General features: G+C 41.4%; 15 protein-coding genes. 14 read left to right on the top strand and 1 reads right to left on the bottom strand.

The window, feature by feature from the left end; all coding sequences use genetic code 11:
* The first annotated feature begins 19 nt into the window (after positions 1 to 19).
* The 3 genes from JOC74_RS05960 to deoC all read left to right on the top strand — a co-directional run bounded on the left by JOC74_RS05960 (position 20) and on the right by deoC (position 2,884).
* Positions 20 to 790 (top strand): 16S rRNA (uracil(1498)-N(3))-methyltransferase, encoded by a 771-nt coding sequence (locus JOC74_RS05960; protein ID WP_053603437.1) that lies wholly within the window; start codon positions 20 to 22, stop codon positions 788 to 790.
* Positions 790 to 2,145, top strand: a complete 1,356-nt coding sequence (gene mtaB, locus JOC74_RS05955) for a tRNA (N(6)-L-threonylcarbamoyladenosine(37)-C(2))-methylthiotransferase MtaB (RefSeq protein WP_053603436.1) — start codon at positions 790 to 792, stop codon at positions 2,143 to 2,145. The genes JOC74_RS05960 and mtaB overlap by 1 nt, the downstream gene beginning before the upstream one ends.
* Before the next feature lie 67 nt (positions 2,146 to 2,212).
* The gene (deoC, locus tag JOC74_RS05950; protein WP_053603435.1) at positions 2,213 to 2,884 is read left to right on the top strand and encodes a deoxyribose-phosphate aldolase; all 672 of its coding nucleotides are present in this window, start codon (positions 2,213 to 2,215) and stop codon (positions 2,882 to 2,884) included.
* A 209-nt stretch (positions 2,885 to 3,093) separates the two neighbouring features.
* On the opposite strand, the gene JOC74_RS05945 is transcribed toward deoC, so the two are convergent.
* On the bottom strand, positions 3,094 to 4,011 hold the full coding sequence (locus tag JOC74_RS05945; RefSeq protein ID WP_053603434.1) for a Na/Pi symporter: 918 nt from the start codon (positions 4,009 to 4,011) through the stop codon (positions 3,094 to 3,096).
* Positions 4,012 to 4,190: 179 nt separating this feature from the next.
* On the opposite strand from JOC74_RS05945, the gene rpsU reads away from it, so the two are divergent.
* From rpsU to JOC74_RS05890, 11 genes are all read left to right on the top strand, one after another.
* On the top strand, positions 4,191 to 4,364 hold the full coding sequence (rpsU, locus tag JOC74_RS05940; RefSeq protein ID WP_003152957.1) for a 30S ribosomal protein S21: 174 nt from the start codon (positions 4,191 to 4,193) through the stop codon (positions 4,362 to 4,364).
* Between the two features lie 14 nt (positions 4,365 to 4,378).
* A complete protein-coding gene (locus JOC74_RS05935; protein WP_053603433.1) occupies positions 4,379 to 4,825 on the top strand; it encodes a GatB/YqeY domain-containing protein in 447 nt (148 codons plus the stop codon).
* A 147-nt stretch (positions 4,826 to 4,972) separates the two neighbouring features.
* Positions 4,973 to 6,286 carry an NfeD family protein gene (locus JOC74_RS05930; RefSeq protein WP_053603432.1) on the top strand — a complete coding sequence of 438 codons (1,314 nt, stop codon included), beginning with the start codon at positions 4,973 to 4,975 and terminating at the stop codon, positions 6,284 to 6,286.
* Positions 6,287 to 6,308: 22 nt separating this feature from the next.
* Positions 6,309 to 7,304, top strand: coding sequence for a flotillin-like protein FloA (gene floA, locus JOC74_RS05925; protein WP_053603431.1), 996 nt, complete (start codon positions 6,309 to 6,311; stop codon positions 7,302 to 7,304).
* 27 nt (positions 7,305 to 7,331) lie between these two features.
* Complete coding sequence (locus tag JOC74_RS05920; protein WP_053603430.1) at positions 7,332 to 7,769, top strand: YqfB family membrane protein; 438 nt, start codon at positions 7,332 to 7,334, stop codon at positions 7,767 to 7,769.
* A gap of 54 nt (positions 7,770 to 7,823) precedes the next feature.
* A complete protein-coding gene (yqfC, locus tag JOC74_RS05915) occupies positions 7,824 to 8,108 on the top strand; it encodes a sporulation protein YqfC (RefSeq protein WP_053603429.1) in 285 nt (94 codons plus the stop codon).
* A gap of 15 nt (positions 8,109 to 8,123) precedes the next feature.
* Complete coding sequence (gene yqfD, locus JOC74_RS05910; RefSeq protein WP_053603428.1) at positions 8,124 to 9,314, top strand: sporulation protein YqfD; 1,191 nt, start codon at positions 8,124 to 8,126, stop codon at positions 9,312 to 9,314.
* A 3-nt stretch (positions 9,315 to 9,317) separates the two neighbouring features.
* On the top strand, positions 9,318 to 10,280 hold the full coding sequence (locus tag JOC74_RS05905) for a PhoH family protein (protein WP_053603427.1): 963 nt from the start codon (positions 9,318 to 9,320) through the stop codon (positions 10,278 to 10,280).
* 74 nt (positions 10,281 to 10,354) lie between these two features.
* Positions 10,355 to 12,502 (top strand): HD family phosphohydrolase, encoded by a 2,148-nt coding sequence (locus tag JOC74_RS05900; protein WP_053603426.1) that lies wholly within the window; start codon positions 10,355 to 10,357, stop codon positions 12,500 to 12,502.
* Positions 12,499 to 12,972 carry an rRNA maturation RNase YbeY gene (ybeY, locus tag JOC74_RS05895; RefSeq protein ID WP_053603425.1) on the top strand — a complete coding sequence of 158 codons (474 nt, stop codon included), beginning with the start codon at positions 12,499 to 12,501 and terminating at the stop codon, positions 12,970 to 12,972. Before JOC74_RS05900 ends, ybeY begins: the two co-directional genes overlap by 4 nt.
* Positions 12,953 to 13,336 (top strand): diacylglycerol kinase family protein, encoded by a 384-nt coding sequence (locus JOC74_RS05890; protein ID WP_053603424.1) that lies wholly within the window; start codon positions 12,953 to 12,955, stop codon positions 13,334 to 13,336. The genes ybeY and JOC74_RS05890 overlap by 20 nt, the downstream gene beginning before the upstream one ends.
* Positions 13,337 to 13,437: the final 101 nt, after the last annotated feature.

Below are 13,437 nucleotides of genomic sequence, written 5' to 3'. Positions count from 1 at the left end.
AAAAGGAAGTCGCTTACGTATGCAGCGGTATTTTATTGAACAGAAAAAGGAACAGGTAAATTCTGCAGAGCTAATTTCGATAACAGGCGAGGACGTCCATCACATATCGCATGTTATGAGAATGCAGCCGGGGGATCATGTGATCTGCATGACAAAAGATGGTTTCGAGGCGGTCTGTTTGATTGAAGCCATATTCCATGAGAGAATAGATTGCAAAGTCGAGGAATGGACCGGAAAGTCGAGAGAGCTCCCGCTGCGTGTAAATATTGCCAGCGGCCTTTTGAAGGGCGATAAGTATGAATTAGTGCTGCAAAAAGGCACTGAGCTAGGCGCTTGTTCTTTTCTCTCTTTTCAATCAAAGAGATCTATAGTGAAGCTGGATGAAAAAAAAGCTGTTAAAAAGCTCGAGCGATGGAAAAAAATAGTGAAAGAGGCAGCTGAACAATCCTATCGCAGCCTCATTCCTCATGTGGAGCCTTTACTTTCATTTAACGTCCTGTTGAACAGGATGGATGAGTTTGATACTTGTATCGTTGCATATGAAGAGTCTTCCAAAGAAGGAGAGGCAAGCGAATTTTATCAAGTATTAAAACGCTCGTCATCAGATTCTTCGATTTTATTTCTTTTTGGTCCGGAAGGCGGATTTGATTCGGAAGAAATCAAAGCGCTTAAAGAAAAAGGAGCTGTTGTCTGCGGTCTTGGACCAAGAATTTTACGAGCAGAGACGGCACCGCTTTACGCTTTATCTGCCATATCCTACCATACTGAGTTAGCTAGAGGTGAACAATAATGTCAACAGTTGCATTTCATACCCTTGGCTGTAAAGTCAACCATTATGAAACAGAAGCCATATGGCAGCTTTTTAAAGAAGCCGGGTACGAACGTAAAGAATATGAACAAACGGCAGATGTGTACGTGATTAATACTTGCACAGTGACGAATACGGGAGATAAAAAAAGCCGGCAGGTTATTAGAAGAGCGATCCGAAAAAACCCTGACGCCGTTATTTGTGTAACAGGCTGTTACGCGCAAACGTCTCCTGCTGAAATCATGGCAATTCCTGGCGTAGATATCGTAGTCGGTACGCAAGACAGGAAAAAAATGCTTGATTATATTAAGCAGTATCGTGAAGAAAGACAACCGATAAACGGCGTTACTAACATCATGAGAACAAGAGTTTATGAAGAGCTAGAGGTGCCTGCTTTTACAGATCGCACTCGTGCATCATTGAAAATCCAGGAAGGCTGTAATAATTTCTGTACTTTCTGTATTATCCCATGGGCACGCGGCCTTCTTCGATCACGCGACCCGGAAGAGGTCATTCGCCAAGCACAGCAGCTTGTCGATGCGGGCTATAAAGAAATCGTTCTGACTGGTATTCACACCGGTGGATACGGAGAAGACATGAAGGATTATAATTTTGCAAAGCTTCTCAAAGAACTAGACACGCGTGTGACCGGCTTAAAACGGATTCGAATTTCATCAATTGAAGCCAGCCAGATTACGGATGAAGTCATCGAGGTTCTGGATCAATCTGATAAAATCGTTAGACATTTACACATTCCGCTGCAATCTGGATCAAATAGTGTACTAAAACGTATGAGAAGAAAATACACGATGGAATTTTTTGCTGAACGTTTGGTTAAATTGAAAGCAGCATTGCCTGGGCTTGCTGTGACATCTGACGTCATCGTAGGATTTCCTGGTGAAACAGAGGAAGAATTTATAGAAACCTATCAATTTGTGAAGGATCATCAATTTTCTGAGCTTCATGTTTTTCCGTACAGCAAACGCACAGGCACTCCTGCCGCTAGAATGGAAAACCAAGTAGATGAACAAGTGAAAAACGAACGGGTTCATCGATTAATCGAGCTTTCTGACCAATTGGCGAAACAGTATGCCTCTCGATATGAAGGAGAAGTATTGGAAGTGATCCCAGAAGAACGGTTTAAAGAATCGGAAACTGAAAATCTTTATGTTGGGTACACAGACAATTACATGAAAGTAGTTTTCGAAGGCAATGAAAATCTTATTGGAGAATTGGTGAAAGTAAAAATACTCAAGGCTGGATATCCGTATAATCAAGGCCAGTTCGTTACGACGATTAAGAATGAAGCACTTGATAATGTACGCCTGTCGTCTTAAATATTCAAGACAATTCGTTTAGATTACGAACTCACTTTTGTGCGGAAAAAGCAGGAGGGAAACTCTAATGTCAACAGAAATCGCTTATATGATCGATCATACGGCATTGAAGCCTGATACATCAAAGCAGCAAATTGAAAAACTCTGCCAAGAGGCGAGTGAATATAATTTTGCTTCAGTTTGCGTAAATCCAACGTGGGTATCCTATGCAAGTGAATTATTAAAAAACTCTGAAGCAAAGGTTTGTACGGTAATTGGCTTTCCGCTCGGCGCAACAACAAGCGCTGTAAAGGCTTTTGAAACGTCGGATGCGATCAAAAATGGCGCCGATGAAGTCGATATGGTCATTAATATCGGCGCATTAAAAGACAGCAACACGGAGCTTGTTGAGCAAGACATTAAAGCTGTGGTCGAAGCAGCAAAAGGAAAAGCGCTTATAAAGGTTATTATAGAAACAAGCCTTTTGACCGATGAAGAGAAAAAGCTGGCCTGCGAGCTTGCCGTTCGCGCCGGTGCTGATTTTGTAAAAACGTCAACCGGTTTTTCCACTGGAGGGGCTACAGAAGAAGATATTAAGCTGATGCGCCAAACAGTAGGACCAGAAATCGGTGTGAAAGCATCTGGAGGAGTAAGGGATAAAGAAGGTGCTGTTCTGATGATCTCTGCTGGGGCGACACGAATCGGAGCAAGCGCTGGCGTTTCAATCGTCAATGACGAGCTCGCAGAAACAGATTATTAAGATGGAAGCCGCCCGCTCCAAAATGGAGGGCGGCTTTTTTGAAAAATCGTCGCGGGATAGCCGAAATAATGAAAAGATCGCCGGAAAAGATGCAGAATCACGTCATTAAAAAATAAACCTCAAAAAAAATCTTTCAACCAAATTAAATTGTATTCCTGAGTTATCATTATTAAGAATGTGTTTGCGCTGTAAGCCCCCGCAAAAAAACTTCATTTTACAATAAATGCCACGACCCGATGGATATACCCTGTAAATGGCAAGACTATCAAAGCAGTAAACAGATTAAACAATAAGCTGAAATGGGCGATCTGCTGGGCTGGATTTGATGAGAGGAAATAAATGGATTGAAGGAATTGCGGCAAAAATGGAAAAGCGAGCAATACACCGGCAACGTTAAACAGTACATGGGTAAGCGATGTTTGCCGCGCTGCTTGCCCTCCTCGCGCTGATGCCATTACGGCTGTGATGCATGTGCCGACGTTTGAGCCAAGTACGACGGCAAAAGCGTTAATCAACTGGAAAACACCTCCATTCATGAGTCCCATAATGACACTGATACAGACAGAGCTGGAATGAATAATGGCCGTGAAAATCGCTCCGAAAAAAAATGAATGCCAAATGCTTTCATTGGAAATCTGAATCATCAGAGCCCCGAGCTCGTTTTTTGAAATCGGTCCTGCGAGAGCAGAGAAGCTGTCAATGCATAAAAAAATAAGTCCTAAGCCAAGAAAACTCGTTCCTAAGGATTTAAACTTTTGGTTGCCGGTGATCACAAGCAATACCCCAAAAAGAATCAACGGAAGAATCAAATATTCCAGCCGGACGGCTAAAAATTGTGTCGTAAAAGTAGAGCCGACATTTGTCCCCAGTACCATCGGAATGGCCTGCTTAAACGTTAGCGCACCAGCACTCACTAACCCTATTGCGATAACCATAAATGCTGAGCTGCTTTGCAGTACTCCGGTAAATAAGATACTTATTAAAAATGCTTTTAATGGGTGGTCAGTAAATAGCAGCAGGCTCTTCTCAATTTTTTCAGAGGTAAGCGCTGCAAGCCCCTTTCGAATTAAGTACATTCCCCATAAGAACAAAACAATCAGTGAAATAAAAAATACTATAAGCATCATTGGTTGTCTAAAACCTCCCACCATTACTATACAAACACGTCCTAACTTTTTAGACCAAAAAAATGAGTAAAGCTCACTCAGTTGACCAAGGAGGTAGCATATATTATAATGTCAAGGTACGTGATTGCATGTATAATTTTATAGCAGTCGATTGGTGTATTCGGAGGGAGGGAAAGAGAATGTCAAAAACGGTCGTTAGAAAAAACGAATCGCTTGAAGATGCTCTTCGTCGCTTCAAACGCAGTGTATCAAAGACAGGTACATTGCAAGAAGCAAGAAAGCGTGAATTCTATGAAAAACCTAGCGTAAAACGCAAGAAAAAATCAGAAGCGGCAAGAAAACGCAAATTCTAAAAGAGGGTGTATTTATGTCTCTTCTTGAGCGATTAAATCAAGATATGAAGCTGTATATGAGAAACCGTGAAAAAGACAAACTTTCTGTCATTCGAATGGTTAAGGCTTCCTTGCAAAATGAGGCAATTAAGCTTAAGAAAGACGGGTTATCTGAAGAAGAGGAACTCACCGTCCTTTCTCGTGAAGTAAAGCAACGTAAAGACTCCCTCCAAGAATTTTCAAACGCAAATCGTTCAGATTTAGTAGATAAAGTTCAAAATGAATTGGATATTTTAGAAGCTTATTTACCAAAGCAGCTTTCTGAAGATGAGCTGCTTAGCATCGTAAATGAAACGATTTCTGAAACCGGGGCAAGCTCGAAGGCAGAAATGGGCAAAGTGATGTCTGCCATTATGCCAAAGGTGAAAGGAAAAGCTGATGGAGGGCTTGTAAACAAGCTCGTATCGCAGCAGCTTTCTTAACAAATGCCAAAAAAAGCATCTCCTCCTATGGAGATGTTTTTTTAATGAAAAATTACAGCACTACATATTATAAAAAAATGAAACATATTGTTTGTTATTTCCGTAATACAGATATATCAGCAAGAGAGGAGGATGTAATATTAGGACATGGTTAAAAAAAAGATTGCTCTTGCTCTTATCTATGGTTTTGTATTAGTCTTAAGTATAGGAGTTCATGTGACCGCAAAATCCACCTCTGAAAATGTGTATGTCATTCCAATCGAAGATACAGTAGAGAAAGGCCTCTCTCAATTTCTCAAAAGATCCTTCAAAGAAGCGGAAGAAAACAATGCAGCACATATCATTCTGAACATAAATACTCCAGGTGGCGCAGTTGATGCAGCATTGGAAATGGCCGATACTATCAATTCAACCGACATTCCTGTAACCGCTTTTGTCAATAAGCGGGCACTTTCTGCCGGTGCTTATCTAGCGCTTAATGCTGATGATCTTTATATGGCACCTGGTGGTATGATAGGTGCCGCAGCTGTGATTGACATGGAAGGAAATGCTGCAGATAAAAAAGTAGAGTCACTGTGGTTAAGCGAGATGGAGGAAGCAGCCTCAAAAAACAGCCGTGATCCTAAATATGCTCTGGCAATGGCTGATATGGATGTTGATGCCAGCGAAGTTGGGGCTCCAGCTGGAGAGTTGCTGACATTAAATTCTGAACGTGCATTGGAGGTTGGATATACAGAAGGAATCACTGCCAATCTGGATGAGCTTTTGATGAAACTTAATCTTGAAAATGCGAAGGTAACTGATATTAAGGTGAGCTTTGCAGAGAGTGTTGCCAGAATCGTGACTCATCCGGTAGTTATTCCTATATTATTATCGATTGGCAGCCTCGGGTTGATCATGGAGTTATTTTCTCCCGGATTTGGGATTCCTGGAATCTTGGGGATCACTTCTCTTGTACTGTTTTTTTTCGGTCATTTTATTGCGGGGCTGGCAGGTACAGAAACGATTCTTCTTTTTATAGCGGGAATTGTGATGATCTTATTAGAGTTTATCGTCCCAGGAGGAATAGTTGGTGTACTTGGAATTTGTGCTGTTATCATCAGTTTGTTTTTAGCATCAGGAAATATTGCGGTCATGTCGATTTCTTTAACAATTGCGATCACAGTTGCCGCAGCAGCATCTATTCTATTTACGAAGGTGTTGGGGAAAAATATGAAATTTTTTAAAAAGCTAGTGTTAAATGACTCTACTAATACAGAAAGCGGTTATATTTCTAATGAGAACCGACTCGAACTGATTGGAAAAGTTGGTGTTACGTTGACCCCGCTCCGGCCTTCCGGAACGATCGTCTTGAATGATGAAAGAATTGATGTCGTTAGCGAAGGTACTTTTATCGCAAAAGACAAACAAGTAAAAATTGTGAAGACAGAAGGTTCGAGGATTGTAGTCAGAGAAATCTAATTCATACAAGGAGGACCACAGAATGGATCCACAAGCTTTATTATTTTTAGCATTAATAGCAGCAGGAATAATCGTTTTAGCTATTTTCTTTACGTTTGTGCCTGTTATGCTCTGGATATCTGCAATGGCAGCCGGAGTGAAGATCAGTATCTTTACACTTGTTGGAATGAGGCTTCGCCGCGTCATACCTGGCAGGGTTGTCAACCCTTTAATCAAAGCGCATAAAGCCGGGGTTGATGTGACAACTAACCAACTCGAGAGCCACTATTTGGCCGGCGGAAATGTTGATCGAGTTGTAAATGCATTAATTGCAGCACAACGCGCAAATATTGAACTATCGTTTACAAGATGCGCAGCGATTGATTTAGCCGGGAGAAACGTGCTTGAAGCAGTGCAAATGAGCGTTAACCCGAAAGTTATTGAAACGCCGTTTATTTCCGGGGTAGCGATGAATGGGATCGAAGTAAAAGCGAAAGCAAGAATTACCGTTCGGGCGAATATTGACCGCCTCGTCGGGGGAGCTGGTGAAGAAACGATTATCGCCCGGGTTGGTGAAGGCATTGTATCAACCATTGGTTCAGCTGTAGACCATAAAAAAGTGCTGGAAAATCCCGATATGATTTCGCAAACCGTTTTAGGGAAAGGGCTTGATTCAGGAACGGCGTTTGAAATTCTATCGATTGATATTGCGGACGTGGATATCGGCAAAAACATCGGCGCTATTTTACAAACTGATCAAGCGGAAGCCGACAAAAATATTGCCCAGGCAAAAGCGGAAGAACGCCGGGCCATGGCTGTTGCGCAAGAACAAGAGATGCGTGCCCGTGTTGAAGAAATGCGTGCTAAAGTCGTGGAAGCAGAAGCTGAGGTGCCGCTTGCCATGTCAGAAGCACTTCGTGAAGGAAATATCGGCGTTATGGATTATATGAATTTAAAAAATATTGAATCGGACACGGAAATGCGCGGTTCTTTCGGGAAAATAACTAATGATCCTTCAGAAGACAATCCTAAATCATAATGTCCCAAATACAAAGGAGTGAAACCTTTGATCGGAGAACTTCTTACAAATCCGCTGGTCATTGCCATAATTATCGGGATTATTACGACTGCATTCAACGCGATTTTTAAAGAGAACAAAAAAGATTCAAACAAGCAGGCTCCTTCTCCGAAACAGCCATCTGAAAATCGGGAGAACTCAAGTGAAGCTTCATTGCCAGAGGAATTAGATAATTCAGCAGACCTTGTTACGATTCAAAATCAATATGAAAAGCAAAAAGAAGAAATCCAAGACAGGTTGACCAAAACTAGAAATGACATGTCACCTCACAAGCGTCAGCCTGCGGCAAAAGCAGATAATGTAGCTCGTAAGGCACTACAATTGAACAAGGATACAGTTGTGCAAGGGTTCATCCTCGGGGAAGCATTCGGGCCTCCCCGGTCGAAAAATCCTCACTACACAATGAAGAGCCGTAAGAAAAATTAAGTATTAGAACCTCTTTTCAAGTCATACATATGAGTTGAAAGGGGGTTCTTTTTTATGGCGCAAAAATGGCATAAACGAATGAGATCATGGATCACCAAAACGTTAGAAATGCCCCCCGATGTCATGATGGATCTGCCCAGAATCACCATGATTGGACGGCTTCATATATACATAGAGAACCATCGCGGGCTATTGTTATTCAGTGAGGAAGAAGTCAGGCTTATGCTTAAGCAGGGACAGTGTATTATTCATGGCAAGAATTTTGTGATCAAAGCGATATTGCCTGAAGAGATTCTGCTTGAAGGCAAAATTGATCAAGTCAAATACATTGAATCCTGATGAGGGGGGAAAACAATGAAGAATAAATGGTTTTCTTTTTTTTCCGGGACGGTTCAAGTGGAAGTAAAAGGTCCAGGGATTGAAAGGTTTATAAATGAATGTATGAGAAAAAAAATACCTTTATATCAAGTGCGGAGAAAAAATGGACATGTTCTGTTTTTTATCAGGCTTTCTGATGTATATGCCCTAAGGAGAGCCATTAGGAATTTTGAATGCAAATGCAGCTTTACGAAACGGAAAGGACTTCCTTTTCTTATACGGAAGTCGATGCGCAACAGCGGATTTGCCATTGGTTTTTTTGGTTTTTTTCTCATCCTGTTTCTGCTTTCAAACATGGTATGGAGCATCCACATCACCGGAGCGAAGCCGGAAACTGAACACGAGATCAGGAAGCAGTTGAATGAGATTGGGATAAAAATCGGGAGACTTCAATTTGTGACCCCTACACCGGAAATTATTCAAAAAGAGCTGACTGACCGCGTCAGCAATATTACATGGATTGGCGTCGAGTTAAATGGTACGGATTTACAGATGAAGGTCGTTGAAAAAAACGAACCGGAGAAACCGGAATACGTAAGCCCTCAAGACTTAGTAGCCAAAAAGAAGGCGGTCATTACCAATATGTTCGTCGAAAAGGGAGTGCCGCTTGTTACGGTGAATGAACACGTCAGGAAGGGGCAAAAGCTTGTCTCTGGAATTATTGGCTACGAAGATAATAAACAAAAGGTTGCTGCAAAAGGAGAGATATTGGGAGAAACGTGGTATAAATCTACTGTGACTGTCCCGCTTGAAACAACTTTTCAAGTGTACACGGGAAAAGTAAAAACGATGCACAAGCTGGCCGCAGGCTCGCAATCGATTCCATTTTGGGGCTTTTCATTGTCGGACGAGGAAATGGGAGCATCAAAAACCGAAAAACTTACCTATCCCCTGCACTTTTTGCAATTCAAATTACCGTTGTCCTATGAAAAAGAACTGATTAGAGAAACGGAAACATCTAAGCGATCGTATACGGAGAAGCAAGCAATCGAAGAAGGAATAAAGATGGGAAAAAAAGATGTTGAGAAAAAAATTGGAATTGATGGTAAAGTAATAGATGAAAAAGTTTTGCACCAAACGAGCGAGAATGGTAAAGTAAAATTGATTATTCTGTACCAGGTAATTGAAAACATTGTAAAAACTACACCTATCGTTCAGGGAGATTAAAGAATGACAGAACACTTACTTCAAATGAATGAGCAATTAGATAATACGGAAGAAGCCATGGCTCTGTTCGGCAATCAAGACGTATACTTGAAGCTGATGGAGGAGGGAATGGGAGTTTCCATCATTACGAGAGGGGAAACTGTCTATGTCTCCGGATCCGAGAAGCAAGCTGTCATAGTTGACCGGCTGTTATCCTCGTTATTGCGCTTGATCCGAAAAGGCATCGATCTTTCAGAGCGTGATATCGTGTATGCAATGAAAATGGCAAAAACAGACCAGCTTACGTATTTCGAAAGCTTGTATGATGATGAAATTACGAAAAATGCAAAAGGAAAAAGCATTCGTGTAAAAACACTCGGACAGAGGAAGTATGCTGCTGCGATGAAGGAGCATGATATGGTATTCGGCATTGGGCCGGCCGGAACGGGAAAGACGTATCTTGCAGTAGTAAAAGCTGTTCATGAATTAAAGAATGGACATGTAAAACGAATCATTTTAACCAGGCCTGCTGTAGAAGCCGGTGAAAGCTTAGGCTTTTTACCGGGAGATTTAAAGGAAAAAGTGGATCCGTATCTCAGGCCGCTGTACGACGCTTTGCATGATGTGTTAGGCTCAGACCATACCGAACGGCTGATGGAGAGGGGAGTTATTGAAATTGCTCCTCTTGCGTATATGAGGGGAAGAACGCTTGATGATTCCTTTGTCATTTTGGACGAGGCGCAAAATACGACTCCAGCCCAAATGAAAATGTTTTTAACCCGTTTGGGCTTTAAGTCCAAAATGGTCATTACCGGCGACATCACCCAGGTTGATTTACCTAAAGGGATCAAATCCGGCCTTCAAGTCGCGAGAGAAATGCTTAAGCATATTCCTGATATTCCATTTGTGGAATTGGACCCAACCGACGTCGTTAGACATCCGTTAGTTGCGAAAATTATCGAAGCATATGAAACGAAGAATAACTAGTGACCCGATTTGCCGCTTATCGGGTCTTTTCCTACATAATGTAAAGATAGTTTCAAAAAAGGGAGGTGCTTTTTTTGAAAAAAAATGAAAATAAGGAAAGCAGCAGGCTGAACAGGATGAAACACTTTCGTTTTTTGCATTACATCCTGTATGGTTTTTTGGCAGCTTTGTTGTTTTTTCTTTTATTTTTCCATATAAGGCCAGAAACCCTTGATCTGGATCTTTTTTCTGTCAGTGACCAAACGATATACTCACCATCAACAGTTGAAGACGAGCAGGCTACAGAAAACAGAAAAAGGGAAGCAGTTGATGAAGTTAAAGATCAGTATGTGATGAGAAAAGACTTCTCAGATAACCAAGTAGATCTGGTAGCTTCTATTTTTTCAAGCATAGCCGAAGTGAAGGCGGAGCGTGATGAAAAGAGTAAAAACGAAGGTTCTCCGCCAGACGATAAAACGCTTATTGACTCGGTTAAAAAGCAACTGACGAAGGATGTTAATGATGCATTATCCGACGATATCATATTGTCGCTACTCAATACGAGCAACGAGGAACTGGAAAATGTAAAGGATTACGTGATCACGACAGTAAATTCGATCATGGGCAATGAAATTTCGATTGAGGAAATTGAAGAAGCCAAAAATAGTGTCAACAAAGAATTAAAAAATTATTCTATTCCATCTGAGCTGCAGAACGCTGCGGTGACTGTCGGCAGGTATGCCATTATTCCAAACCATGTATACGATCCAAAAGGGACGGAACAAAAAAGGCAGGACGCGGCTGACAATGTTCAACCGGTACAAATCAAACAAGGCCAGATTCTCGTTGAAGAGAACCAGTTGATCGACAGGGAAGTCTATCGAAAGCTGCAGCTGGCCGGTCTTTTGGACGGATCTGATTTGTACAGGCCAGTTACTGGACTATTGCTGCTGATTGGCTTATTCATTGCTGTAATGGCGTACTATTTTCAAAAACAGGACAAACCGATTACTGAGAAAAATAAATCTTTATTATTATATTCATTAATCTTTGTCATTACGATTTTATTGATGGAAGTAATCAGTTTATTTCAACAGATGGATTACCGAAATACCGCCTATCTCGTGCCGGTGGCAATGGGTGGTGTGCTGATTAAACTTTTGCTTGATGAGAAGATTGCGATTTTATCAAGTATCATCTTTGCAATTTGCGGAAGCATTATGTTTAACGATGAGGTTACTGGTGTGTTTAACTTTGTCGCAGGCATTTACTTGTTGATCAGTTCGATTTCTGGTGTGCTCTTTTTAGGAAAGCATAATGCGAGAGCAAAAATATTGCAAACCGGCTTATATGTTTCGATTATTAATATTCTTGTAATGTCGGCCCTCTTGTTTATTCAAAATACGACCCAGCCTGGCTGGGAAATTGGGACAAATGCGGTGATGTGTATCTTTTCAGGTGTTGCTTCTTCTGTATTAGCGATTGGTTTAACGCCGTTTTTTGAAACAGGGTTTGGTTTGCTTTCAACGATAAGGCTGATTGAACTTTCCAATCCGAATCACCCTTTGCTGCGGAAAATACTTACCGAAACGCCTGGAACCTACCACCACAGTGTAATGGTAGCCAATTTGTCGGAGGCGGCGTGTGAAGCAGTCGGGGCAAACGGTCTCCTTGCAAGAGTGGGAGCGTATTACCATGATATCGGGAAAACGAAACGCCCTCAGTATTTTATTGAAAATCAAATGAACATCGATAATCCGCATGATAAACTATCACCACAGCTTAGCAAAAACATTATCATTTCCCATGCGGTAGACGGGGCAAATATGCTGAGGAACCATAAAATGCCAAAAGAATTAGTCGATATTGCCGAGCAGCATCACGGAACGTCACTGCTTAAGTTCTTTTTTTACAAAGCGAAAGAAAAAGGTGACCGTATTACGGAGGAAGAATTTCGTTATCCAGGCCCTAAGCCGCAATCGAAGGAAGCTGCCATTATTTCGATTGCCGATAGCGTAGAAGCGGCTGTCCGCTCAATGCACAATCCGAACCCTGACAGGATTGAAAAACTGGTCAGGGCGATTATCTCAGATAAACTGCAGGATAATCAGTTTAGCGAATGCGATTTAACATTTAAAGAGCTTAACAATATTGCGAAAACGCTATGTGAAACGTTACAGGGAATATTCCACTCCCGGATTGAATATCCGGAGTCAGTCAAACAGAAGGTGAAGCAAGCATGACATTAATAATTGATTTAACCGACACGACCGGCCGTTTAAGCGATGGCCAGCTTGAAGCCATTGAAAAGCTGCTTGAATTTGCCGCAGAGGAAGAAGGTACCGAACCGGAATCGGAGGTTTCCATTACGATTATGACAAACGAAGAGATTCAGCAGATCAACAAACAGTACAGGAGTAAAGACAGTCCGACAGACGTTATCTCTTTTGCCATGGAAGAAGAAGGTGAAGGAGAAATAAAGATTGTCGGTGCTGATACGCCTCCGGTGCTGGGAGATATTATTATCAGCATTGAAAAAGCTAATGAACAGGCAGAAGAATACGGGCATTCTGTGGAAAGGGAATTAGGGTTTTTAGCGATTCACGGATTTCTTCACTTGCTAGGATATGATCACATGACTAAAGAGCAAGAGGAGGAAATGTTTACAAAACAAAAGGAATTGTTAAACAGATATGGGCTTAAAAGAACCTAGGAATAATAATGAGTGGACCCGCCTTATGAATAGTTTTAAATATGCCTTTGAAGGAATTCGCCAAACGTTATTATCTGAAAGGAATTTTCAAATCCATACCGTTGCAGCATGCGTGGTCATCATTTTTGCTGCTGTTTATCAGATATCCTTTCATGAGTGGCTTATTGTACTCATTTTGATTGGCGGAATGCTGGCTTTGGAATTAATGAATACGGCTGTTGAACATATTGTTGATATGGTTAGTCCAAAGCATCATCCGCTGGCCAAGGCGGCCAAAGATGCATCAGCCGCTGCAGTTTGCGTATTTGCAATTATATCGTGTATGATAGGTTTACTCATTTTCATACCAAAAATCTTTTTGTGAGAAAATTCTTACAAATGCTTTGCAATTATTGAAATGGGCGTGAAAAAATTACCGTTATCCTGTAAAATAAAGGTGTAACGGTGTTACATTAGTATAAGGGA

The sequence above is a fragment of the Bacillus capparidis genome (assembly GCF_017832095.1).
Classification (GTDB): Bacteria; Bacillota; Bacilli; order Bacillales; family Bacillaceae; genus Bacillus; species Bacillus gobiensis.
This window is presented reverse-complemented; position numbering and strand designations above follow the sequence as displayed.

Excerpts from the sequence above, each read along its gene's own strand:
- JOC74_RS05960 (WP_053603437.1), top strand. The coding sequence starts at position 20 with ATGCAGCGGTATTTTATTGAACAGAAAAAGGAACAGGTAAATTCTGCA.
- mtaB (WP_053603436.1), top strand. The coding sequence starts at position 790 with ATGTCAACAGTTGCATTTCATACCCTTGGCTGTAAAGTCAACCATTAT.
- deoC (WP_053603435.1), top strand. The coding sequence starts at position 2,213 with ATGTCAACAGAAATCGCTTATATGATCGATCATACGGCATTGAAGCCT.
- JOC74_RS05945 (WP_053603434.1), bottom strand. The coding sequence starts at position 4,011 with ATGATGCTTATAGTATTTTTTATTTCACTGATTGTTTTGTTCTTATGG.
- rpsU (WP_003152957.1), top strand. The coding sequence starts at position 4,191 with ATGTCAAAAACGGTCGTTAGAAAAAACGAATCGCTTGAAGATGCTCTT.
- JOC74_RS05935 (WP_053603433.1), top strand. The coding sequence starts at position 4,379 with ATGTCTCTTCTTGAGCGATTAAATCAAGATATGAAGCTGTATATGAGA.
- JOC74_RS05930 (WP_053603432.1), top strand. The coding sequence starts at position 4,973 with ATGGTTAAAAAAAAGATTGCTCTTGCTCTTATCTATGGTTTTGTATTA.
- floA (WP_053603431.1), top strand. The coding sequence starts at position 6,309 with ATGGATCCACAAGCTTTATTATTTTTAGCATTAATAGCAGCAGGAATA.
- yqfC (WP_053603429.1), top strand. The coding sequence starts at position 7,824 with ATGGCGCAAAAATGGCATAAACGAATGAGATCATGGATCACCAAAACG.
- yqfD (WP_053603428.1), top strand. The coding sequence starts at position 8,124 with ATGAAGAATAAATGGTTTTCTTTTTTTTCCGGGACGGTTCAAGTGGAA.
- JOC74_RS05905 (WP_053603427.1), top strand. The coding sequence starts at position 9,318 with ATGACAGAACACTTACTTCAAATGAATGAGCAATTAGATAATACGGAA.
- ybeY (WP_053603425.1), top strand. The coding sequence starts at position 12,499 with ATGACATTAATAATTGATTTAACCGACACGACCGGCCGTTTAAGCGAT.
- JOC74_RS05890 (WP_053603424.1), top strand. The coding sequence starts at position 12,953 with ATGGGCTTAAAAGAACCTAGGAATAATAATGAGTGGACCCGCCTTATG.